The organism is Paracoccus beibuensis, from assembly GCF_026162625.1.
Taxonomy (GTDB): domain Bacteria; phylum Pseudomonadota; class Alphaproteobacteria; order Rhodobacterales; family Rhodobacteraceae; genus Paracoccus; species Paracoccus beibuensis.
The window spans coordinates 71,185-92,518 of the sequence record NZ_JAOTBD010000002.1; the positions used below are offsets into that span (position 1 = coordinate 71,185).

Genomic DNA, 21,334 nt, shown 5'->3' on the forward strand with positions numbered 1-21,334 from the left:
GTCGCGGTTCGGGCAGAAATAGTCCCTCTGTAAGCCGTTGGCAACGCATGACCGGATTGCTGCGCCTGCGGCATTGCCCTTGCTGCGGTGCGGCGCTAGGAACCGGACGGGAGGAGCCGCCGGCATCGCAGAGGCGGTGCCCTGAACTATCACAGGAGTCCCGATGAAGCCCGGATCGAAACTGCCTAACGTCACCTTCCGCACCCGCGTCCGCGACGAATCCGTCGGCGGGAGCAATCCTTACCGCTGGCAGGAAATGACGACCGACGACTACTTCGCAGGCAAGCGGGTTGTCCTGTTCTCGCTGCCCGGCGCGTTCACGCCGACCTGCTCCACCTACCAACTGCCCGGTTTCGAGAAGGCGTTCGGCGGGATGGAGAAGCTGGGGATCGACGCGATCTATTGCATGTCGGTCAACGACAGCTTCGTGATGAACCAGTGGGCCAAGGCACAGGACCTGAAGAACGTCACGGTTATTCCTGACGGATCGGGCGAATTCACCGACAAGGTCGGCATGCTGGTCCGCAAGGACAACCTGGGCTTCGGCGCCCGCAGCTGGCGTTATGCCGCCGTCATCAACGACGGCACGGTCGAGGCCTGGTTCGAGGAGCCCGGCCGCTGCGACGACTGCGCCGACGATCCCTACGGCGAGACCTCGCCCGAGGCTGTCCTGGCCTGGCTGCAGACCGTCAAGGTCGCCGAGCCGGCCTGACCCGGCCCTACGCGATGTCGTCGCGCAGCAGCGGCTGCGCGGCGGCTCTCATGACGGAAGCGAGGTCGTCGAACCAACCCGCCGTGGGCGTCGAAGCTCGGTGCACCAGCATCACCTGTCGTGCGGGCTGCGGTTCGGGAAAGGCCACCGCCTTCAGCCCCGGTGCTGCCGCAAGCTCTTGCCGCCGCGCAATTTGGGGCAGGAATGTCAGCCCCATCCCCTGCGCCGCCAGGCGGCACAGCGTCGAGAGCGAAGCGGCCCCCATGTCCAGCCGGCTGGACCGCCTGCCAAGGCCGCAGACTTCCAGTGCCTGGTCGCCAAGGCAATGCCCTTCGTCCAGAAGCAGCAACTGTCCCGGATCGAGCGCCGTCGGCGAGACTGCCCGCGGCCCCAGACCCGCCAACCGTGCCTCACTGCCCGCCAGCAGGAAGCGGTCCGTGAACAGCGGCACGGCGGCAAAGCCGTCATCCTCGGGCGGAGAGGCCACGACGATGGCATCAAGCCGCCCGTTGGACAGCTCGTCCAACAGGCGGTCGGTCAGCGCCTCTCTCAGGTGCAGGTCCTGTCCGATGTCGCGCGCCCGCAGCATCGGCAGCGCCTCGGGCAGCAGGTAGGGCGCGACCGTCGGGATCATCCCCAGCATCAGGCGACCGCCCTGCCCGGGCTGGCGCATCCCTTGCTCCAGCACGCTCATCTGGGCCAGCACGCGCCTTGCGTGGTCCTCCAGCGCCCGCCCTTTCGGCGTCAGGACGACACCCGCCGGCGTTCGCTCGACCAGCCGCGCACGGACTGCTTCCTCAAGCGCGCGGATCTGCATGGAGAGCGCCGGCTGGGTGACATTCATCACCTCGGCGGCGCGGGTGAAATGCGCTTCCTGTGTAAGTGCCAAGAAGTAGCGAAGCTGGCGCAACGTGATGTTCATAAGGCTTACTGATCCAAATCAACAGAAATCTCAATTTCAATTTATCTACTGTGCAGCGCATCTTCAAGCTGGGCACAGCAAGAGGGAACAAAAGATGAGCCAACATGATCAATCCAGCCGTCCGCGCATGACCACCACGGCGGGCGCACCCGTGGCTTCGAACCAGAACAGCGAGACCGCGGGGCCTCGTGGTCCGCTTCTGATGCAGGATTATCAGCTTCTGGAAAAGCTGGCCCATCAGAACCGCGAGCGGATCCCCGAACGCGTCGTTCATGCCAAGGGCTGGGGCGCCTTCGGCACGTTCACGGTCACGAACGACATCACACAATACAGCTGCGCCTCGATCTTCTCGCAGGTCGGCAACACGACCGAGATGCTGGCGCGGTTTTCGACCGTGGCGGGCGAACAGGGCGCGGCCGACCACGAACGCGATGTTCGCGGCTTCGCGTTGAAGTTCTATACCGACGAGGGCAACTGGGACGTCGTGGGCAACAACACGCCGGTGTTCTTCGTGCGTGACCCGCTGAAGTTCCCGGATTTCATCCACACCCAGAAGCGCCACCCGCGCACCAACCTGCGCAGCCCGACTGCCATGTGGGACTTCTGGGGTCAGCAGCCCGAATCGCTGCACCAGGTGACCATCCTGATGTCGGACCGTGGCCTGCCCCAGGACCCGACCTTCATGAACGGCTATGGCAGCCACACCTATTCCTTCTGGAACAAGGACGGCGAGCGGTTCTGGGTCAAGTTCCACTTCAAGACCCAGCAGGGTCACCGCTTCTACACCAACGGCGAAGCCGCCGAGATCATCGGCCATTCGCGCGAAGGCTATCAGGAGGCGCTGTTCGGCAAGATCGAGGCCGGAGATCATCCGCGCTGGAAGATGATGGTCCAGGTCATGCCGGAACTGGATGCCGAAAGGACGCACTACGATCCGTTCGACCTGACGAAGGTTTGGCCGCACGCGGATTATCCCCTGATCGAGGTCGGAGAGTTCGTGCTGAACCGCAATGCCGACAACTACTTTGCGCAGATCGAGCAGGCCGCGTTCAGCCCGTCGAACAAGGTTCGCGGCATCGGCTATTCACCCGACAAGATGCTGCAGGCGCGGGTCTTCAGCTATGCCGACGCGCATCGCTATCGGCTTGGGACGCATTTCGAACATCTGCCGGTGAACGCGCCCAAGTGCCCGGTCCACCACTACCACAAGGACGGGCAGATGAACTTCTTCGGCCACCAGTCCGGCAGTCGCGATGCCTATTATGAGCCGAACAGCTTCGGCGGTGCAGTCGAAGATCCCGCGTTCCTAGAACCGCCGCTGAAGATCTCGGGCGACGCCGGGCGTCACCCGCATCAACAGGAGATCGACGACTATTCCCAAGTCCGCGCGCTGCACGACAACGTTTTGACGGCGGAAGAGCGTGGCCGGCTCTACAAGAATCTGGCCGCGGCCATGGAGGGGGCCGATGAAGCGGTGCTGGTTCGCGCGCTGGAGCATTTCGACCGCATCAACCCCGCCTATGGTGCGGGCATCCGTGCGGCGCGGGCCGAGTTGGCCCAGAAGCACCGCCACGCCGCCGAATGATGCACCCGACCGGGGCGCGCCGACGCGCGCGCCCCGCAGTATTTCAGCCGATCAGCGGCGAGCCCTTGCCATAGGTTTCGGCATAGTGACGCTCCAGCCGCATCAGGGCCAGACGAAGTACGATCTTGCCCGAGCGGGCCGACCAGCCCAACCGACGCTCGGTCAGTTCGACCCCCTCGAGGAAGCAGCAGACGCGCAGGACGATGTCGCCCATGCCGGGTCCCAGTTCGCGAAGTGCCACGGCCACGCGGTCGCGTGCCGATTCGGACCCGCCGCGATAGCCCGAGCCCCCACGCGAGACATCAATGCCGGCGGTCATGAAGCCATCCCAGTTCTGCGTGACGCGGGGGCCCATCTGCGCCAGTTCGAAATCCTCTCGCAGACGCTCGGCGGCCGAGACCAGGCCGGGTGTCAGGAAGGCCTCGCCCATGTGGTCACGACGGCGCGCCAGCACCAGCAACGGGCTCTCCGCGATGTTGATGCGGGTGCGCCGCTTGCGCCCATCCTCGGGGTCGTCGATCACGCGGTCTTCCCAGATGCGATGATGGTCGGCGTGATCCGCGCCGGCATGCAGGAAGGCGGCGGGTGCCTCGGCCATTCCCTCTTTCGGAACCGTGACGGGCTGGGCATCCACGAAGGCTTCGGGTCCCATGAATTTGCCACGCTGGCGCGGCGACCGCAGCATCCCCCGCAGAGCCTCGCGTCCGGCCGGTGCGATCAGGTAGCGCTGGATGCGACCGCCGTCGCCGGTCTGCACGATCCACCCCCTCAGCGCCATCGTCTCGGCTAGGGCGCGGTCCAGGACGGCGGTGCGGATATCGTCGCGTGTGACGATGGCTTTCTCCATCCCCGGAGCCGTGGCCATGACCGCACCCGGCTCTGCCAGTCGGCGCAGCACGCGAAGCGCCTGCCGCTCGTCCACTGCGGACCGCGCTGGCCGTGCCTCGATCGCGCTGTCGACCAGCGGGTCGTCCCGCTTCGCCTCGAACCTGCGGATACGGCGAAGGATGGTCGAGGCATGACAGCCCGCCTCGCGCGCCAAAGCCCGGATGGTTACGCCGTGTTCGACATGGCGCAGGTACAGCCGAGCATCCTGCGTCATCTCGTCGTTTCCAGCGGCGATTCGTTGCTCCTGCGAACGATGCTCCGCGACGGCCGACTGAATTGCGAAGTCACCGGTCAAAATCGTCATGTCAGGTCCCTTGTCGTCCTCGGGCAGTCCGGCAGGTAACCACCCTGGGTTGAATTTTTCCCTGTTGGTTAACAGGAAGTTTCTGCACATAGCCGCAACATTCCCTAACAATTCCTAAAGAATCCTTCCTAGGGCGCGCGATGCGACAAGGGTTTCGGCAACACAACCTTGGGTTGTGTGAAGCTGATCACGTAGCGCATCACCGAGGATTGCCCATGACTGCATCATCCAACATCATCGTTTTTCGTCCGCGGCCGACGAATCACGGCCTACGCCGGCCCGGCACGTTGATCCGCGCCGCCCGCGAAGGGCAGAAGGGCTGGAAGCGGGGCCGGGACCTGGCACGGGTCCTGCGCAGCGATCACGTCCCCGCACCCGCCGCCGCACTGGCACGCCTGCGCGCCGAGGAGGAGATCCAGAACGAGCTGCGCCTTGTTCAGGCAGCCGACTACGACATAAAGCGCCACGTCCTCTTGATGATCGCGATCCTCGCCGAGATGCGGGCAGCCGTGGACGCCGAGCCGCTGCCGACCGCGCATGCAATGTGACTATCGGCGCGACCGGAGCAGCGAGCCCAGCACACCCCTGACAAGCGCCTTGCCGGTCCTGGTCCCCAGTTGCCGTGCAAGGCTCTTGCCGAAGGTCTCGACGATCCCGTCCGAGCGAGAGCGGCTGCGGGCCTGCTTCACCGGCGCCTTATCCCCCGCCGGCTTGCGCCCGTTCTGGGGCATCCGGAACAGATCGTCGTCCGTCACCTTCTCCGCCGTCGCGGCCCGCCTCGCCAGTATCTCGTGCGCCGAGTCGCGGTCCACGGTCTTGTCGTACTTCAATCCGAGCGGCGAGGTATTCAGGATGTCGCGTCGGGCCTCTGGCGCGATGGGCCCCAGTTGGCTGAAGGGCGGCCGGATCAGCGTCCGCTGCGCCACACCGGGCGTTCCCTTGCTGTCGAGGAAAGAGGTCACTGCCTCTCCGGTGCCGACCTGCTGGATGGCTTCCGCCACGTCGAAATCGGGATTCGCACGATAATTTTCGGCCGCCTGGCGCAGGGCCTTCTGATCCTTGGCGGTGAAGGCCCGAAGGGCATGCTGGACCCTGTTGCCCAGCTGCCCCAGCACCGCATCCGGGATATCGGTCGGGCTTTGCGTCACGAACCAGATGCTGACGCCCTTGGACCGGATCAGCCGCGCAACCTGCTCGACCTTGTCGACTAGCGCTTTCGGGGCGCCGTCGAACAGAAGATGCGCTTCGTCGAAGAAGAACGCGAGGCGCGGTTTTTCGGGATCCCCGACCTCCGGCAGCTGTTCGAACAGTTCGGAAAGAAGCCACAGCAGGAGGGTCGCATAAAGTCGCGGCGCATTCATCAACCGGTCCGCCGACAGGATGTTGATGACGCCCTTTCCGTCTGGCGCCTGCCGGATGATGTCCGCCAGTTCCAATGCCGGTTCTCCGAACAGCCGATCACCGCCTTCGCCTTCAAGCACCAGAAGCGCCCTCTGGATCGCGCCGACGCTGGCCGCGCTGACATTGCCGTAGCGCAGTGACAGGTCCGACGCGTTCTGCCCAACCCAGATCAGCATCGACTGCAGGTCCTTGAGGTCCAGAAGCGGCAGCCCCTCCTCGTCGGCGACCCGGAAGGCGATGTTCATCACGCCCTCCTGCACCTCCGTCAGTTCCAGCAGGCGCGACAGAAGCAGCGGGCCCAACTCGGACACGGTGGTGCGCACCGGGTGGCCCTTCTCGGCCCAGACATCCCAGAACGTCACCGGGAACGCCTGGTACTCAAGGTCCAACCCGATCTTCTGCGCGCGCGAGGCGAAGGCCTCGTGCAGCTTGCCGTCTGCCGAACCGGCGACGGCCATGCCGCCCAGATCGCCCTTCACGTCCGCCATGAACACGGGCACCCCGGCCAGCGACAGGCTCTCGGCCAGCGTCTGGAGCGTGACGGTCTTGCCGGTTCCCGTGGCCCCCGCGATCAGCCCGTGTCGGTTGGCCTGGCGCAGCAGCAGCGATTCGGCCGCGGTATAGCCCGCACCTGCGCCACCAACGAAAGCAGCTGCTGATGCAAGGTCCAGAACAGGGTACATGACCATCCTTTCTTGCCGATCCTGCGCAACGCGCTCTTTCACAAGACAATCTTAATCTCTGCGTGGCAAGTTCAGCTTGTCAGGATCGATCGGACGACCCGGACCTTCCTCCCTGTTGGAATGCCGCGCCCGTCAAAGGCGCGGCTTTTTCCATCAACCCCTTGGAATGAGTCCTGTTGACGGATCACCGCGGCAGGATTAGCGTGCGACGCAATAATGACCGGCCAGTCCGGCAGGGAGCGTCATGCACAGGGGCCGCGGTGAAAACTGCGGCCCTTTCTACGTGACAGACGCACGAGCGGCACATCCGGTTCCCGACGCGCATCGTCAGCGCTTCATCGCGCAGATCAGCATCATGCAGCCGGGTCAAGCCAAGGTGACCGACATGGCCCCGCGGAAGGCCTGACATCGGCAGAATGTCGTGCTAGGTCAATTCCAATGCGTTGAGCAAAAGGAAGAAAACTTCATGTCGATCAAGTCCTCGCACGCACTGCTGGCAGCGCTTGCGCTGATGGCCGGGCCGGCCTCCGCGCAAGATGCCGCGACCCCGGCGCCGGTCGAAAGCCCGACCGCCGCACAGCCGGCCGATGCCGCACCCGCTGACACCACGGCCACCCCGCCCGCGGAAACCGCGCCTGCGGCCGAAGCGCCCGCTGCCGACGCCGCGCCCGCTGCCGACGCTGCACCGGCAACCGCTGGTGCGGACGCTGCCGATCAGACCGGCAGCTATTACGCCAAGTCGGAGCATGGCGAATGGACGATCCGCTGCATCCGGGCAGGCCAGGGCAAGGACCCCTGCGAACTCTACAAGCTGCTCGTCGATGATGAAGAAAGCCCGGTGGCCGAACTGACGTTGATTCCGCTGGCGAATGGCGACGTCGCCGCAGGTGCGACCCTGGTGGCACCGCTGGAGACCGACTTGATCGCGGGTCTGGGCTTCCAGGTCGACAATGGCGAGACGCGCGGCTATCCGTTCAGCTTCTGCGCACCCGTCGGCTGCGTGGCGCGCCTCGGCTTCACGGAACAGGAACTGACGGCGATGAAGCGCGGCGGCAATGCCTCGATCGAGCTTCTGCCCTTCGGCGGTGATCGGGAAAACCCAGTGAACCTGGAATTCACGCTCTCGGGCTTCACCGCGGCCTTCGATGAGCTTGCCGCCTATGCAGCCGCCCCTGCGCCCGAAGCAGAGACCCCGGCTGCGGAAACCGGTGCGGGAGATGGTGCCGCACCGGCAGATGAGGGCACCGCGCCCGCAGAATGATCGGCGGAAGATACCGGACCGCGCCACGTGGCGCGGTTCCTCTCAGGCGCGGCGCAGCGCGATGACGGCGTTCAAGCCGCCGAACGCAAAGGCGTTCGACAGCACGGCATCCACCCGGACCTCTCGCGCCTCATTCGGGACGACGTCCAGCGCGCATTCCGGGTCAGGCTCCTGATAGCCGATGGTCGGCGCGATGATCCCATCGCGCAGCGCCATGATGCAGGCCAGAAGCTCGACCGCGCCGGTTCCGCCGATCAGGTGGCCGTGCATCGACTTGGTCGAGCTGATCATCAGGCGGTCGGCGTGATGACCAAAGGCGTGCGCCACGGCGGCACATTCCGTCTTGTCGTTGGCGGCCGTCCCGGTGCCGTGGGCGTTGATATAGCCGATCTCGTCACCGTTCAGTCCCGCATCGACCATCGCACCGGTGATCGCCCGCTCGGCCCCCTGGGCCGACGGCATGACGATATCTTGCGCGTCCGAGGACATGGCAAAGCCCACGACTTCGGCCAGGATGTCTGCGCCGCGTGCACGCGCCCGCTCGTATTCCTCGAAAACAAAGACGCCTGCGCCTTCGCCCTGAACCATCCCGTTGCGGTTGGCGCTGAAGGGGCGGCAGGCGTCCTTCGACATGACGCGCAGCCCTTCCCACGCCTTGACGCCACCGAAGCACAGCATCGCCTCGGACCCGCCCGACAGCATGACGTCGGCGCCGCCGGAACGAACCATCTGGAAGGCCAGCCCCATCGCGTGGTTCGAACTGGCGCAGGCGGTGGCGACGGTGAAGGCCGGTCCCCGAAGTCCGAACTCCATGCTGACATGGCTGGCGGCGGCGTTGTTCATCAGCTTGGGGACGACGAAGGGGTGAACGCGGTTCTTCCCCTCTTCGTAGACGGCGCGGTAATTCTCGTCCCAGGTGTTCAGCCCGCCTCCCGCGGTCCCCAGAACCACGCCCGACCGCAGGCCGAGCGCCCCTTCGAAGTTCAGGCCGGACTGGGCCACCGCCTGCTTGGCGGCAAGCAGCGTGAACTGCGTGAACTTGTCGTAGAGCAGTATCTGCTGGCGGTTGAAATAGGTCTCGGGCGACCAGTCGTGGACCTGGGCGCCGATCTGGATCGACAGCCGCTCCACGTCGCGGAAGTCCAGCTGGGTGATGCCGCTGCGCCCCTCCCGGAACGCCTCGAGCGTCGAGGCGACGTCGTGGCCAAGGGCGTTGATCGTCCCGGCGCCGGTGATCACCACCCGGCGCAGGCCGTGGCGCGCCCCGCGGTTGCTGCCGGGCGCGATTGCGGGGGCGACCCTGTCGGCGTCTTTCCGTGCGGCCACGCTTCCTGCCGTCGCCTTATCGGTCATGCGGCCTTGTCCGCCACCAGCCGTTCGACCGCCTGAATGATGGTGCCCATGTTCGAGATGTCGAAGTCCGACTTCTCGGGCTCGTTCGCGTTGAAGGGGATCGTGATGTCGAAGGCCTCTTCGATGGCAAAGATGGATTCGACCAGGCCTAGGCTGTCGATGCCAAGATCCGCGGGCGTTGCCTCATCCGTCACCTCGGCCGGTTCCAGCATGGCCTGTTCGGCGATGATCGCCCGAATGCGCTGTGTGATCTCTTCTGTCATGTGGCCTCCTGTTCAGCCCTTTTCCAAGAGGCGTGTAACGGTTTCCTGAAGCTTCGACAGCTGTTGCGCGAAACGCGGCAGCCGGCGCATGGCCTTCTGGATCTCGAGCTGCGTCTCCATCTTCACGGCGGGGTTGCCAAGGATGACGCGGCCGGCGGGAACGCGCGTGAAGATCTTCGCAGCTCCGCCGGCGATCACGTCGTCACCGATCGTGATATTGTCCGACACGCCCACCTTGCCCGCCAGGACGACCCGGTCGCCCACGGTCGACGATCCCGCGATGCCGACCTGGCTGCAGAGCAGGCAGTCCCTGCCGACCGTGACGTTGTGACCCAGCATCACCAGGTTGTCGATCTTGGTGCCCGAGCCGACGCGGGTGGAGCGGATGGTGCCACGGTCGATGGTGGCGTTCGCGCCGATCTCGACATCGTCGCCCAGATCGACCGCCCCAAGCGAATGGATGCGCGTCCAGTGCTGCTGGCGGATGTCGGCGCGTGGACCGAGCGTGCGCCGGATTTCCTCGATCCCGGATTCTTCTGGCGTGACGAAAGAAAAACCGTCGCCGCCGATGACCGCGCCCGGCTGGACGATCAGCCGGTCGCCCGCGATGACGTTGTGGCCGATCCGGACGCCCGGATGCAGCAACGCATCCTCGCCGATTCGGGCATCGCGCCCGATGCTGACATGCGCGCCGATCCGCGCCCGGGGACCCAGCGTCACGCCCGAGCCGATGACGACGAAGGGGCCGATCGCGGCGTCGGCGCCGATGATGGCAGAGGGATCAATCACGGCGGTGGGGTGGACGCCCGGCGCGATATCGGGGCCGGCATCGAACGCACGCGTCAAACCCGCCATGACCAGCCTTGGGCGGGGCGCGAAGATCGCCGCCGCCAGGCCATAGGCCTGGGGCTCCATGCCTTCCGCCAGGATCGCAATGCAGCCTGGACGAAGCGTCTCTGCATATTTCGGCGCCATCGCAAGGGCAAGCTGTCCCGAGCCGGACCGGACAGGCGCCGTCGCTGACGGCTCGCCCGCGCCCGTGACGCGGATGCCGGTATCGCCCCAAGCCTGCGCACCGAGCGATTGGGCAAGTTCTGCTATCGTAACGGCCATGCTGCCCCCTTTCGGGCAAGGCATTAGCGTGTTTGGCACGGTCGTTCCAGTGAAAGGCGCGCAGTGGTGGTCACAAGCCCTGGCGCGACAGCCCGACCCCTTCCACTTCCAGCGCCTGCCAGATCCGCGCATCGCGACCATAGATGTCCGGGAAGAACCTCACCTGCCCGGACGCATCGGGCCAGGCGGTGAAATAGACCAGGTGGACAGGCACGGGCGGCTGAAGCTTCAGCCAGGTTTCCCGCCCGCTTTCCATCGCCCGCTGGAACATCGCGGCGGGGTCGTCCGTCTGCCGCGACAGCAGCGCCCGGGCCAGATCGACGGGGTCGCCGATGCGGATGCAGCCGTTCGATTCGGCGCGAACCCGGTTGGCGAACAGGTGCTTGCTGGGCGTATCGTGAAGATAGATGTTCCAAGGGTTCGGGAAGATGAACTTCACGATCCCCAGCGCATTGTCGCCGCTGGGTTTCTGGCGAAGGCGGAACGGGAAGTTCGCGGCCGTATAGCGCGAGAAGTCGATCGCGTTCCGCGACACCACCCGGCCTGATCCGTCCAGCACGTCCAGATGCCCCACGGCATTCCTGTTGGCCTGAAGCTTCGGAAGGTAGTCCCTGACGGTGATCGACCGTGGCACGTTCCAGCTGGGATTGACGACCAGGTGGGACATCATCTCGGAAAACTCGGGCGTGCGCATGTCCGAGGTGTTCCGGCCCATGACGCTCCGCGTGCGGAACACCTCGGATCCCCCGTCGACGATGACGGTCGAGAATTCGGGAATATTGACCCAGACGTGGCGCGCCGCCAGACCCTCGCCCGCCATCCAGCGCATCCGCTCGAGCGCGACGAGGATCGCGCGCTGGCGGTCGTCCTGGCCGCTGGCCCCGTCGCCGTTCAGCATCCCGATGGTCCGTGGTCCGGCAATGCCGTCATCCGGCAGACCCGCAGCACGCTGATAATCGGCCACGGCACTGGACAGGGCCGCGTCGAACAGGGTCGGATCCTCGAACGCGGTCCGAAAGCCGATGGCGGCGAGGCGGCTTCGAAGGGGGATGACGCCCTCGCCCCGCATCCCCGGCCTCCAGACGGCTTCGGGTGCCTTGGGCAGGTTCGACGGCACGGTCAGTTCGGCGGGACCCGACAGCGCGTTCTGCAGGGCCAGGTAGGCCGGATGACGCGGCGCCGCCTGCCTCAGGACGGCGGCAGGATCGGCCGCGATCTCGAAACGGTCGAGAAGCGCGGGCACCGACGGGCGGCGCGGCACGCGCTTGATCTCTGGGTCGGCGGTCGCGGGCGTCAGGACACCGCCGCTCAGGTCCCGCAGCAGCCGGGCGGCCTGGCGACCATAGGCGACCTCGTCGACGAGCGATTCGGGGTTGGCCGCCAGACGGTCCGGCATGTAGCGCCCGGACGGAATTCCGTGGCGTGGCATGTCCGCGATGACCGCAAGCAGCGCCTCGCGGCGCCCTGCCCCGCCAGCGCCGAGGAAGATCGGCATCAGGCCGTTGCCGCCGTAGAATGCGGCAAGGTCGGGATCGTCTGCAACCATGTGCGCCAGCGCCATCTGCGACTGCGAGAAGCGCAGTTTCGGAGAAGCGGCCACGCTCACGGATGCGGCACCGTCCTGCGCATGGACCGCCCCGGGCAGCCCAACCCCGAGCATCAGAGCGAGTACAGTGCCGACCAGCCGTTCCATTACGGTCCCTCGTTGCGTTCAACACCGATGTTCCACATTTTCCCCATGTCGGCCATCGCTCAACATGCTGAAACCGCGTGACGAACGGCGGATGTTGCAGTTCCGGCACAGCCCATGACCCGTCGGCCACAGTGCAACCTATCGGCGAAAACCTGCCTAAACACGGGCGTTTTCGCAGTTCGCCGGCAGAATCCCCTTCGCGGCGCACCAAGAATTGACATATTGTTAACTGGTCGGGGATAAACCACGACGGGCCATGCGGACCGCGCTGGCTGAAAAAAAACGAAGCAGGACAGGCGATCTGACATGACAATGGATCTTATTTCTCGTCGCGGCATCTTGGGTGCTTTCGCGGCGACCAGCGTTGCAGCCGCTCCGGTAATGGCAAATGCTTTCGGTTTTCTTCGGGGCGCGGGCGACATGCGTCGCGTTCGCATGTATTCCGGGCGGACAGGTGAAAGCCTCGACACCGTGTATTGGGTCGACGGCAAGTACATTCGCGAAGCCTTGAACGAGATCAACATCTTCATGCGCGACTGGCGGACCGGTGAAGTCATCGGCATCGATCCCCGCACGATCGACGTTGCGGCGGCATCCGCAAGGCTGCTGCAGACGAACGAACCCTACATGATGCTGTCGGGCTACCGCTCGCCGCGGACCAACGCGATGCTGCGCCGCAACTCCAGCGGTGTCGCCAAGAACTCGCTGCACATGACCGGCAAGGCCGCTGACCTTCGGATGAAGTCGCGCTCGGTCGGGCAGATGTACCAGGCTGCAGTCGCATGCCGCGCGGGTGGCGTCGGGCGCTACAGCCGGTCGAACTTCGTCCATATGGATTGTGGTCCGGTCCGCAGCTGGGGCAGCTGAACCGCGTGCCATTGCCGCGCCGCAAAACGCCTTCTGCGACGCAGATGGCGTTTTTCCCGTTTGAACAACGGCGTCATCACGCTATACGGGTCGTCATGCTTCCCGAGATCGAGATTTCATGAGCCTTCTCCAATCGCGCCGCCACCGGACCGCAAAGAAGATCCAGGTAGCGGCCGTCACGCTTGCGGTCCGCGATGGCTTGGCCAACGTGACGACCGAGGCGATCGCGCGCCACGCCGGAATCAGCACCCGCACCTTCTTCAACTACTATCCCTACAAGGAAGCGGCCCTGATGGGTCCGCCGCCGGATTACCCGGCCGAGGCGTCCGAAAACTTCGTGGCTGGCAAGGGTCGCCTGATCGACGACCTGGCCGCCCTGATCGAGGCCCACCTGACGCGGTACCTGGACGAACGCGAGATCATCGGCCAGATGCTGGCCTTGTCGGAAAGCGACGCAAAGCTCGAGGCGCTGCGCAACAGCGCGATGCTGGCGCGGCGGGCGCAGATGCGGACACTTCTGCATCGTCGCATGCCCGGTTCGGACGAACGCGTTATCGAGATCCTGGCCGCAGCCGTCATCGCGGCGACCAATGCGGCAACGAAGGACTGGGTGGCGGGAACACGGCTCGACTTCATCGCCGCCGCGCACGAGAACCTGAAGCTGATCCTGGTCGCCGCCGAAATGCTGGACAAGCCGCCAGCGGCTTGACGTCGGCAGCACCTCAGGGCGCCAGCAGCTTGCGATAGAGGTCGTCAAGAAACGCCGAGCCCTCCTGATAGGGATCGTGACCCGGCCCCAGAACGGCCCGGACCTGGATCTCGAAATCGGCGTAGTGCTGGGTCATCGACCAGATCGAGAAGATGAGGTGGCGCGGTTCGACCCGCGCCAGGCGGCCCTCCTCCATCCAGGTCTCCAGCACCGCGACGGTGCGGTCGACGATCTCTCTCAGCCCGCCTCCCAGGATCTCGGTCAGGTGCGGCGCGCCCTGCAGGATCTCATAGGCAAAGAGCCGGCTTTCGCGCGGGAAGTCGCGCGACATCTGCAGCTTGGCCTGCACGTACTGCAGGATCTCGGCCAGCGGCTCGCCGGCCGCGTCGATCTGCTGCATGGGCGCCAGCCACATGTCCAGCAGCGTCGTCAGCAGCGTCTTGTGGATCTCGTCCTTCGAGCCGAAGTAATAAAGGACGTTAGGCTTCGACATGCGCGCCGCCCGCGCGATCTGGTCGATGGTCGCGCCCCGGAAGCCGTTCGCCGAGAACGCATCCAGCGCCGCCTGCAGGATCAGCTCGCGGTTCTTCTGCTGGATGCGCGTCATCGGGGGCGTCGCCGCGTCCGTCATCTGGTGTACCTTCCCGCATGACCCGAAATTGGGCAGAACGGCCCGAGGCGCGCGGCCCTGCGTCTGGACGCTTGACTGGTCCCTGACCCGTGCTAGCGTGATCCTGACCAATCGGTCAATAATCTGCGAGGTTCCACCCCATGCCGCTTGACCGCAAGCCCGCTCCGAACGATCTGCGCGCCTTCTGGATGCCGTTCACGGCCAACCGCCAGTTCAAATCGGCGCCCCGGATGCTGGTGTCGTCGAAGGACATGCACTACACGGCCGCCGATGGCCGGCAGATCCTCGACGGGACCGCGGGCCTGTGGTGCTGCAACGCGGGCCATTGCCGCCCGCGCATCACCGAGGCCGTGCAGGCGCAGGTCGGCGAACTGGACTATGCCCCCGCCTTCCAGATGGGCCACCCGCTGGCCTTCGAACTGGCCAACAGGATCGTCGACATCGCGCCCGAGGGGATGGAGCACGTCTTCTACTGCAACTCGGGCTCGGAAGCCGTCGACACAGCGCTGAAGATAGCGCTGGCGTATCACCGCGCCCGCGGCGACAGTGCCCGCACCCGACTGATCGGGCGCGAGCGCGGCTATCACGGCGTCGGTTTCGGCGGCATTTCGGTCGGTGGGATTGTCAATAACCGCCGGCATTTCGGCACGCTTCTTGCAGGCGTGGACCACCTGCCCCACACGCATCTTCCCGAAAACCGCATGACCAAGGGGCAGCCGGAACACGGCGCGCATCTGGCGGACGAGCTCGAGCGTGTGGTCGCGCTTCACGGCGCCGAAACCATCGCCGCCGTCATCGTCGAGCCAATGGCCGGTTCGACCGGCGTCCTGATGCCGCCCAAGGGCTATCTGCAGCGCCTGCGCGAGATCACCCGCAAGCACGGCATCCTGCTGATCTTCGACGAGGTGATCACCGGCTTCGGCCGCTTGGGCAGCCCGTTCGCGGCGCAGCATTTCGGCGTCGTGCCCGACATGATCACCTGCGCCAAGGGCCTGACCAACGGCGTGATCCCGATGGGCGCGGTCCTGACCTCTGCAGCGATCCACGACGCCTTCATGCAGGGCCCGGACCATTTGATCGAGCTGTTCCACGGCTATACCTATTCCGGCAACCCGGTCAGCTGCGCGGCGGCCATCGCGACGCTGGACACCTATGCCGAGGAAGGCCTGCTGACCCGCGCGGCCCAGCTGGAAACCTATTGGCAAGAGGCGCTGCACGGGCTGCGGGACCACCCGAACGTGGTCGATATCCGCAACATGGGCCTGATTGGCGCGGTCGAGTTGGCCTCGATCGAGGGGCAGCCCGGCAAGCGCGCCTTCGACATCTTCGTGAAGGCGTTCGAAGCCGGCATCCTGATCCGCGTCACCGGCGACATCATCGCCATGTCGCCGCCGCTGATCATCAGCGAGGCACAGATCGACCAGTTGATCGGCACCTTGGGCGACGTCCTGAAGACGGCTGCCTGAGGGCGGCGCCAACCCATCAAGCCGACCCCGCGACAGAAAGGGGCGGCCCGACAGGAAGGAAGACAGATGAGCGACGAGAGCGCCGCGATTTCGGCTGCGAACATGACGGTCGACGGCGATCGGCTGTGGGATAGCCTGATGCAGATGGCCAAGATCGGTCCGGGCATCGCGGGCGGCAACAACCGGCAGACGCTGACCGATGCCGATGCCGACGGCCGGCGGCTCTTCCAGTCCTGGTGCCAGGATGCGGGCATGAGCATGGCCGTCGACCGGATGGGCAACATGTTCATGCGCCACGAAGGCGCCGAACCGGACCTCGACCCCGTCTACATCGGTAGCCATCTGGATACGCAGCCGACCGGCGGAAAGTATGACGGCGTGCTGGGCGTCCTGGCGGGGCTGGAAGTGGTGCGGGCCGTCAGGGACATGGGTGTGACGACCCGCCGGCCGATCGTCGTGACCAACTGGACGAACGAGGAAGGCACCCGGTTCGCCCCGGCCATGCTCGCCTCTGGCGTGTTCGCGGGCGTTCTGACCGAGAATTACGCCAACAGCCGCGAGGATGCCGACGGCAGGCGCTTCGGCGACGAGCTTGACCGGATCGGCTGGCGGGGCGACGAGCCTCCGGGAGAGCGGAAGATCCACGCGATGTTCGAATATCATATCGAACAGGGCCCAATCCTCGAGGCCGAGGGCAGGCAGATCGGTGTCGTGACCCACGGGCAGGGCCTTTGGTGGCTGCAGGTCACGCTGACCGGCAAGGATGCGCATACCGGCAGCACTCCAATGCAGATGCGGGTAAACGCCGGCCTCGGGATGGCACGGATCATCGAGGCGGTTCACCGGATCGCGATGGATCACCAGCCGAATGCCGTCGGGGCGGTCGGGCAGGCCAACGTGTATCCCAACAGCCGAAACGTAATCCCCGGCAAGGCGGTGTTCACGATCGATTTTCGCTCTCCGGAGTTGGAGAAGCTAACCTCGATGCGTTCAAGGTTGGAGCAGGAAGCGGCTGAGATTGCAGAGGAACTCGGCCTCGGCATCCACATCGAGCCGGTCGGACATTTCGATCCGGTGACCTTCGATGGGGGACTGGTCGAAACGGTCCGCGCAGCGGCGGAACGCCTGGGGTACAGTCACATGGACATCGTCTCGGGCGCCGGGCACGACGCCTGCTGGATCGCCAAGGTCGCGCCGACCGTGATGATCATGTGCCCCTGCGTCGACGGATTGTCGCACAACGAGGCCGAAGAGATCAGCCCGGCTTGGGCCAAGGCAGGGGCGGACGTGCTGCTGCACGCCGTGCTGGACACGGCCGAAGTGGTTCGCTGACGCGGGCGTCGATTTGGGGCAATGCGGGCCCCACGGTACTTGAGCAAGAAAGATGAGGGCAGCCATGAGCACGGTGATCAGGGGCGGAACGGTCGTCACGGCGGATCTGAGCTATCAAGCCGAGGTGCTGATCGAGAACGGGCGCATCGCCGCAATCGGCAAGGGACTGGTCGGGGATGAGGTCCTTGACGCGACCGGCTGTCTGATCATGCCTGGCGGGATCGACCCGCACACGCATCTGGAGATGCCCTTCATGGGCACCTATTCCGCCGACGACTTCGAAAGCGGCACGCGGGCGGCGCTGGCTGGCGGGACCACGATGGTGGTCGACTTCGCCCTGCCCTCGCCCGGTCAAGGGCTGCTGGACGCGCTGCAGATGTGGGACAACAAGTCGGGCCGCGCGCATTGCGACTTCAGCTATCACATGGCCGTCACCTGGTGGGGACAGCAGATCTTCGACGAGATGCAGGCGGTCGTGGATCGCGGCATCACCAGCTTCAAGCACTTCATGGCCTACAAGGGTGCACTGATGGTGAACGATGACGAGCTGTTCGCCAGCTTCCGGCGCGTCGGCGACCTGGGCGGCATTGCCATGGTCCATGCCGAAAACGGCGATGTTGTGGCCGAACTGTCCGCACGACTGCTGGCCGAAGGGAACACGGGTCCCGAGGCCCATGCCTTTTCCCGCCCGCCGCAGGTCGAGGGCGAGGCCACGAACCGCGCGATCATGGTGGCCGACATGGCGGGCGTGCCGCTTTATGTCGTGCATGTCAGCTGCGAGGACAGCCACGAGGCGATCCGCCGGGCGCGCGCGCAGGGCAAGCGGGTCTGGGGAGAGCCGTTGATCCAGCACCTGACGCTGGACGAAAGCGAATACTTCAACACGGATTGGGACCATGCCGCGCGGCGCGTCATGTCCCCGCCTTTTCGCAACAAGCTGCACCAGGACAGCCTGTGGGCCGGCCTCCAGTCGGGCAGCCTGTCGGTCGTCGCCACCGATCACTGCGCCTTCACGACGGAACAGAAGCGCCACGGCGTCGGCGATTTTTCCAAGATCCCGAACGGCACCGGAGGGCTGGAGGACCGGATGCCGATGTTGTGGACGCACGGCGTCGGGACCGGGCGGCTGACGCCCAACGAGTTCGTGGCCGCGACCTCGACCAATGTCGCCAAGATCCTTGGCATGTACCCTCGGAAGGGCGCGGTGCTGGTGGGCAGCGATGCGGATCTTGTGGTGTGGGACCCCGAGGCCGAAAAGACGATCACGGCGGGCGCGCAGCAGTCGGCCATCGACTACAACGTCTTCGAGGGACAGAAGGTCAAGGGACTGCCGCGGTTCACGCTGACCCGCGGTGTCGTTGCCGTGACCGAGGGCAAGGTCGACAGCCGCGAAGGTCATGGCGAATTCGTCGCGCGCGAGCCGCGCGGAACGGTCAACCGCGCCCTGTCGGCCTGGAAGGACCTGACGGCACCGCGGCCGGTTCAGCGATCCGGCATTCCGGCAAGCGGGGTCTGAGTTGAGCGTCATCGAAGCGCAGCGCGTCAGCCTGACGTTCCAGACCGCCGACGGCCCTGTTCACGCATTGAAGGACGTGGACCTGACCGTCGGGCCGGGAGAGTTCGTCAGCTTCATCGGGCCATCCGGTTGCGGCAAGACGACCTTCCTGCGCAGCATTGCCGCACTTGAAACGCCGACCGCCGGAACACTGCTGGTCAACGGGATCGATCCGGATGCGGCGCGGCGCGCGCGGGCCTATGGCTATGTGTTCCAGGCGCCGGGACTTTATCCGTGGCGGACGATCTCGGGAAACATCTCTCTGCCGCTGGAGATCATGGGGTTTTCCAAGTCGGACCGCGCCGAACGCATTAGCCGCGTTCTGGACCTGGTCGAGCTGTCGGGCTTTGGCGGCAGATTCCCGTGGCAGCTCTCTGGCGGGATGCAGCAACGGGCCAGCATCGCCCGGGCGCTGGCCTTCGACGCCGACATCCTGCTGATGGACGAGCCCTTCGGCGCATTGGACGAGATCGTCCGGGACCGCCTGAACGAGGCGCTGCTGACGCTGTGGCGCAAGACCGGCAAGACCATCGGCTTCGTCACCCATTCCATCCCCGAGGCGGTGTACCTTTCGACCAAGATCGTCGTGATGTCGCCGCGGCCCGGCCGGATCACGCGGGTGATCGACAGCCCCCTTCCGCCCGACCGCCCGCTGGACATCCGTGACACGCCCGAATTCATCGCCCTTGCCCACGAGGTCCGAGAGGGGCTACGCGAGGGGCACGGCAGTGACTGACGCCGCCCTGCCATCTCGCCGCCGCTGGATTGGTGCTGAAAATGCGCTGCCGATCCTGGCCGTGATCCTGATGATCGTGGCGGTCTGGTACCTTGCCGCCATCCGCATGAACGCCAGATGGGAGCACGACCAGGCCGCCCGCGCGGGCGTCGAACTGACCCTGCCCGACCTTGTCACCCTCACCCTGACGCAGGACCGCCCGGTCCTGCCCGCGCCGCACCAGGTCGCGCAAGGGCTGTGGGACGGGCTGGCCGGGCAGGCCGTTACCTCGCGCCGCAGCCTTGTCTGGCATGCGTGGGTGACGCTGTCGGCGACGCTGGCAGGGTTCGCCATCGGCACCGGCGCCGGCATCCTGCTGGCCGTCGGGATCGTTCACAGCCGCAGCATGGACCAGTCGGTGATGCCCTGGGCCGTCGCCAGCCAGACCGTGCCGATCCTGGCCATCGCGCCGATGGTGATCGTGGTGCTGGCAAGTGCAGGGATCACCGGGCTGCTGCCCAAGGCGATCATCGCCGCTTGGCTGTCGTTCTTTCCCGTGCTTGTCGGGATGGTCAAGGGGCTGCGCACGCCTGACGCCATGCAACTTGACCAGATGCGATCCTGGAGCGCGAGCCGGGCTCAGGTCTTCTGGCGCCTGCGCCTGCCGTCGTCCCTGCCCTACCTGTTCGCCAGCCTCAAGGTCGCCATCGCGGCGGCGCTGGTCGGGACTATCGTCGGTGAATTGCCGGCGGGGGCGACGGCGGGCCTGGGCGCGCGGCTCTTGTCGGGCAGCTATTACGGGCAGACCGTGCAGATCTGGGCGGCGCTGTTCGCTGCGGCCTTTCTTGCGGCCGGGCTGGTCGCGCTGGTCAGCCTGATCGAGCGGCGGGTGCTGGCTCGGATGGGATTGGCAAGATGAACGGGCGGAAGATGGCGCGCACGTATTTCTTCCTCCAGAACCTGCAGTTCGTGGCCGGGATCGTCATCGCGCTAGTGGCCGCCCGGTGGCTGGCCCCCAAGGCCGCGCCGCTGCTTGCGCTGTGGCTTCTCGCCTGGCTGCTGAACACCTGGCTGGCCGGTTTTAACACCCGCCTGACGCGCGCCCTGGTCCCGCTGATCTTCGGCGCCACCATCATCGCCCTGTGGGAGATGATGGTCACGAACTACCACGTACCGCCCGTCATCCTGCCCGCGCCCAGCCAAATCGCCGCCAGCTTTGCTGCCAACGGCAGCATCCTGTGGACCGACTTCCTGCAGACGATCCTGCGCGGCGCGCTGACGGGCTGGCTGATCGGGGCCGCCGCCGCCGTGCTGACCGCAGTCGCCATCGACCGCAGCCCGTTCCTGCAGCGCGGGTTGCTGCCCATCGGCAACTTCGTAGCCGCCCTGCCCATCGTCGGCATCGCGCCGATCCTGGTCATGTGGTTCGGCTTCGACTGGCAGTCGAAGGCCGCCGTGGTGGTCGTGATGGTGTTCTTTCCGATCCTGGTGAACATGGTCGCGGGCCTGAAGGCCACGGACGCGATGCAGCGCGACCTGATGGCCAGTTGGGCCGCGCCCTATGGGGCAAGCCTATGGAAGCTGCGCCTGCCGGCAGCGGCGCCGTTCCTCTTCAACGGACTGAAGATCACGACGACGCTGGCGCTGATCGGCGCCATCGTGGCCGAGTTCTTCGGCAGCCCCACGCGCGGCATGGGGTTCCGGATCTCGACCGCCGTGGGGCGTCTGGACCTGCCGCTGGTTTGGGCAGAGATTGTCGTGGCGGCGCTTGCGGGAACGCTGTTCTATGGACTTGTGGCGCTGATCGAAAAGAAGGTGACGTTCTGGCACCCGTCGCAGCGCAACTGACCGGGGCCCCGCCCCACCAACAGGAGAGTGAGG

General features: G+C 65.8%; 21 protein-coding genes. 13 read left to right on the top strand and 8 right to left on the bottom strand.

Features of this window, described 5'->3' with window-relative positions:
• Positions 1 to 163 precede the first annotated feature (163 nt).
• The gene (locus OC159_RS02060; protein WP_265499494.1) at positions 164 to 712 is read left to right on the top strand and encodes a peroxiredoxin; all 549 of its coding nucleotides are present in this window, start codon (positions 164 to 166) and stop codon (positions 710 to 712) included.
• Positions 713 to 719: 7 nt separating this feature from the next.
• Here OC159_RS02060 and OC159_RS02065 read toward each other — a convergent pair whose 3' ends face one another.
• On the bottom strand, positions 720 to 1,634 hold the full coding sequence (locus tag OC159_RS02065) for a hydrogen peroxide-inducible genes activator (RefSeq protein WP_265499495.1): 915 nt from the start codon (positions 1,632 to 1,634) through the stop codon (positions 720 to 722).
• 94 nt (positions 1,635 to 1,728) lie between these two features.
• Between OC159_RS02065 and OC159_RS02070 the strand changes: the two genes are divergently transcribed.
• Positions 1,729 to 3,219, top strand: coding sequence for a catalase (locus OC159_RS02070; RefSeq protein ID WP_265499496.1), 1,491 nt, complete (start codon positions 1,729 to 1,731; stop codon positions 3,217 to 3,219).
• A gap of 43 nt (positions 3,220 to 3,262) precedes the next feature.
• On the opposite strand, the gene OC159_RS02075 is transcribed toward OC159_RS02070, so the two are convergent.
• Positions 3,263 to 4,411, bottom strand: coding sequence for a DUF6456 domain-containing protein (locus tag OC159_RS02075; RefSeq protein WP_407674036.1), 1,149 nt, complete (start codon positions 4,409 to 4,411; stop codon positions 3,263 to 3,265).
• A 215-nt stretch (positions 4,412 to 4,626) separates the two neighbouring features.
• Between OC159_RS02075 and OC159_RS02080 the strand changes: the two genes are divergently transcribed.
• Complete coding sequence (locus OC159_RS02080; RefSeq protein WP_265499497.1) at positions 4,627 to 4,959, top strand: DUF6477 family protein; 333 nt, start codon at positions 4,627 to 4,629, stop codon at positions 4,957 to 4,959.
• Here the strand turns inward: OC159_RS02080 and OC159_RS02085 are convergent, their stop codons facing one another.
• Positions 4,960 to 6,495, bottom strand: coding sequence for a helicase HerA-like domain-containing protein (locus OC159_RS02085; protein WP_265499498.1), 1,536 nt, complete (start codon positions 6,493 to 6,495; stop codon positions 4,960 to 4,962).
• A gap of 283 nt (positions 6,496 to 6,778) precedes the next feature.
• On the opposite strand from OC159_RS02085, the gene OC159_RS02090 reads away from it, so the two are divergent.
• Positions 6,779 to 6,901: a hypothetical protein gene (locus OC159_RS02090; RefSeq protein WP_265499499.1), complete on the top strand. Its 123-nt coding sequence runs from the start codon at positions 6,779 to 6,781 to the stop codon at positions 6,899 to 6,901.
• Between the two features lie 60 nt (positions 6,902 to 6,961).
• Positions 6,962 to 7,756, top strand: a complete 795-nt coding sequence (locus OC159_RS02095) for an invasion associated locus B family protein (RefSeq protein WP_265499500.1) — start codon at positions 6,962 to 6,964, stop codon at positions 7,754 to 7,756.
• A gap of 42 nt (positions 7,757 to 7,798) precedes the next feature.
• Here OC159_RS02095 and OC159_RS02100 read toward each other — a convergent pair whose 3' ends face one another.
• From OC159_RS02100 to OC159_RS02115, 4 genes are all read right to left on the bottom strand, one after another.
• Complete coding sequence (locus OC159_RS02100; RefSeq protein WP_265499645.1) at positions 7,799 to 9,007, bottom strand: beta-ketoacyl-[acyl-carrier-protein] synthase family protein; 1,209 nt, start codon at positions 9,005 to 9,007, stop codon at positions 7,799 to 7,801.
• A gap of 98 nt (positions 9,008 to 9,105) precedes the next feature.
• The gene (locus tag OC159_RS02105) at positions 9,106 to 9,372 is read right to left on the bottom strand and encodes an acyl carrier protein (RefSeq protein WP_265499501.1); all 267 of its coding nucleotides are present in this window, start codon (positions 9,370 to 9,372) and stop codon (positions 9,106 to 9,108) included.
• A 12-nt stretch (positions 9,373 to 9,384) separates the two neighbouring features.
• Complete coding sequence (locus OC159_RS02110; protein ID WP_265499502.1) at positions 9,385 to 10,485, bottom strand: UDP-3-O-(3-hydroxymyristoyl)glucosamine N-acyltransferase; 1,101 nt, start codon at positions 10,483 to 10,485, stop codon at positions 9,385 to 9,387.
• A 70-nt stretch (positions 10,486 to 10,555) separates the two neighbouring features.
• A complete protein-coding gene (locus OC159_RS02115; RefSeq protein WP_265499503.1) occupies positions 10,556 to 12,178 on the bottom strand; it encodes a L,D-transpeptidase family protein in 1,623 nt (540 codons plus the stop codon).
• Between the two features lie 306 nt (positions 12,179 to 12,484).
• Between OC159_RS02115 and OC159_RS02120 the strand changes: the two genes are divergently transcribed.
• Positions 12,485 to 13,045 (top strand): YcbK family protein, encoded by a 561-nt coding sequence (locus OC159_RS02120; protein WP_265499504.1) that lies wholly within the window; start codon positions 12,485 to 12,487, stop codon positions 13,043 to 13,045.
• Positions 13,046 to 13,163: 118 nt separating this feature from the next.
• Entirely contained in the window at positions 13,164 to 13,754 is a 591-nt protein-coding gene (locus tag OC159_RS02125) for a TetR/AcrR family transcriptional regulator (protein ID WP_265499505.1), read from the top strand.
• A gap of 13 nt (positions 13,755 to 13,767) precedes the next feature.
• Here the strand turns inward: OC159_RS02125 and OC159_RS02130 are convergent, their stop codons facing one another.
• A complete protein-coding gene (locus tag OC159_RS02130) occupies positions 13,768 to 14,385 on the bottom strand; it encodes a TetR family transcriptional regulator C-terminal domain-containing protein (RefSeq protein ID WP_265499506.1) in 618 nt (205 codons plus the stop codon).
• Between the two features lie 140 nt (positions 14,386 to 14,525).
• Here OC159_RS02130 and OC159_RS02135 point away from each other — a divergent pair, with 140 nt between their 5' ends.
• From OC159_RS02135 to OC159_RS02160, 6 genes are all read left to right on the top strand, one after another.
• Positions 14,526 to 15,851 carry an aspartate aminotransferase family protein gene (locus OC159_RS02135; RefSeq protein ID WP_265499507.1) on the top strand — a complete coding sequence of 442 codons (1,326 nt, stop codon included), beginning with the start codon at positions 14,526 to 14,528 and terminating at the stop codon, positions 15,849 to 15,851.
• A 66-nt stretch (positions 15,852 to 15,917) separates the two neighbouring features.
• Complete coding sequence (locus OC159_RS02140; RefSeq protein WP_265499508.1) at positions 15,918 to 17,183, top strand: Zn-dependent hydrolase; 1,266 nt, start codon at positions 15,918 to 15,920, stop codon at positions 17,181 to 17,183.
• Between the two features lie 64 nt (positions 17,184 to 17,247).
• Positions 17,248 to 18,699 (top strand): dihydropyrimidinase, encoded by a 1,452-nt coding sequence (gene hydA, locus OC159_RS02145; protein ID WP_265499509.1) that lies wholly within the window; start codon positions 17,248 to 17,250, stop codon positions 18,697 to 18,699.
• A 1-nt stretch (position 18,700) separates the two neighbouring features.
• Positions 18,701 to 19,474: an ABC transporter ATP-binding protein gene (locus OC159_RS02150; RefSeq protein WP_265499510.1), complete on the top strand. Its 774-nt coding sequence runs from the start codon at positions 18,701 to 18,703 to the stop codon at positions 19,472 to 19,474.
• A 70-nt stretch (positions 19,475 to 19,544) separates the two neighbouring features.
• Entirely contained in the window at positions 19,545 to 20,372 is an 828-nt protein-coding gene (locus tag OC159_RS02155) for an ABC transporter permease (protein WP_265499647.1), read from the top strand.
• A gap of 11 nt (positions 20,373 to 20,383) precedes the next feature.
• Positions 20,384 to 21,301, top strand: a complete 918-nt coding sequence (locus tag OC159_RS02160) for an ABC transporter permease (protein ID WP_265499511.1) — start codon at positions 20,384 to 20,386, stop codon at positions 21,299 to 21,301.
• Positions 21,302 to 21,334: the final 33 nt, after the last annotated feature.

What these genes read in the sequence shown, in the direction of transcription:
- OC159_RS02155 (WP_265499647.1), top strand. Translation starts at nt 19,545, where the DNA reads ATGATCGTGGCGGTCTGGTACCTTGCCGCCATCCGCATGAACGCCAGA.
- OC159_RS02065 (WP_265499495.1), bottom strand. Translation starts at nt 1,634, where the DNA reads ATGAACATCACGTTGCGCCAGCTTCGCTACTTCTTGGCACTTACACAG.
- OC159_RS02120 (WP_265499504.1), top strand. Translation starts at nt 12,485, where the DNA reads ATGACAATGGATCTTATTTCTCGTCGCGGCATCTTGGGTGCTTTCGCG.
- OC159_RS02140 (WP_265499508.1), top strand. Translation starts at nt 15,918, where the DNA reads ATGAGCGACGAGAGCGCCGCGATTTCGGCTGCGAACATGACGGTCGAC.
- OC159_RS02115 (WP_265499503.1), bottom strand. Translation starts at nt 12,178, where the DNA reads ATGGAACGGCTGGTCGGCACTGTACTCGCTCTGATGCTCGGGGTTGGG.
- OC159_RS02085 (WP_265499498.1), bottom strand. Translation starts at nt 6,495, where the DNA reads ATGTACCCTGTTCTGGACCTTGCATCAGCAGCTGCTTTCGTTGGTGGC.
- OC159_RS02080 (WP_265499497.1), top strand. Translation starts at nt 4,627, where the DNA reads ATGACTGCATCATCCAACATCATCGTTTTTCGTCCGCGGCCGACGAAT.
- OC159_RS02130 (WP_265499506.1), bottom strand. Translation starts at nt 14,385, where the DNA reads ATGACGGACGCGGCGACGCCCCCGATGACGCGCATCCAGCAGAAGAAC.
- OC159_RS02075 (WP_407674036.1), bottom strand. Translation starts at nt 4,411, where the DNA reads ATGACGATTTTGACCGGTGACTTCGCAATTCAGTCGGCCGTCGCGGAG.
- OC159_RS02070 (WP_265499496.1), top strand. Translation starts at nt 1,729, where the DNA reads ATGAGCCAACATGATCAATCCAGCCGTCCGCGCATGACCACCACGGCG.
- OC159_RS02110 (WP_265499502.1), bottom strand. Translation starts at nt 10,485, where the DNA reads ATGGCCGTTACGATAGCAGAACTTGCCCAATCGCTCGGTGCGCAGGCT.
- OC159_RS02095 (WP_265499500.1), top strand. Translation starts at nt 6,962, where the DNA reads ATGTCGATCAAGTCCTCGCACGCACTGCTGGCAGCGCTTGCGCTGATG.
- OC159_RS02135 (WP_265499507.1), top strand. Translation starts at nt 14,526, where the DNA reads ATGCCGCTTGACCGCAAGCCCGCTCCGAACGATCTGCGCGCCTTCTGG.
- OC159_RS02105 (WP_265499501.1), bottom strand. Translation starts at nt 9,372, where the DNA reads ATGACAGAAGAGATCACACAGCGCATTCGGGCGATCATCGCCGAACAG.
- OC159_RS02060 (WP_265499494.1), top strand. Translation starts at nt 164, where the DNA reads ATGAAGCCCGGATCGAAACTGCCTAACGTCACCTTCCGCACCCGCGTC.
- hydA (WP_265499509.1), top strand. Translation starts at nt 17,248, where the DNA reads ATGAGCACGGTGATCAGGGGCGGAACGGTCGTCACGGCGGATCTGAGC.
- OC159_RS02125 (WP_265499505.1), top strand. Translation starts at nt 13,164, where the DNA reads ATGAGCCTTCTCCAATCGCGCCGCCACCGGACCGCAAAGAAGATCCAG.
- OC159_RS02160 (WP_265499511.1), top strand. Translation starts at nt 20,384, where the DNA reads ATGGCGCGCACGTATTTCTTCCTCCAGAACCTGCAGTTCGTGGCCGGG.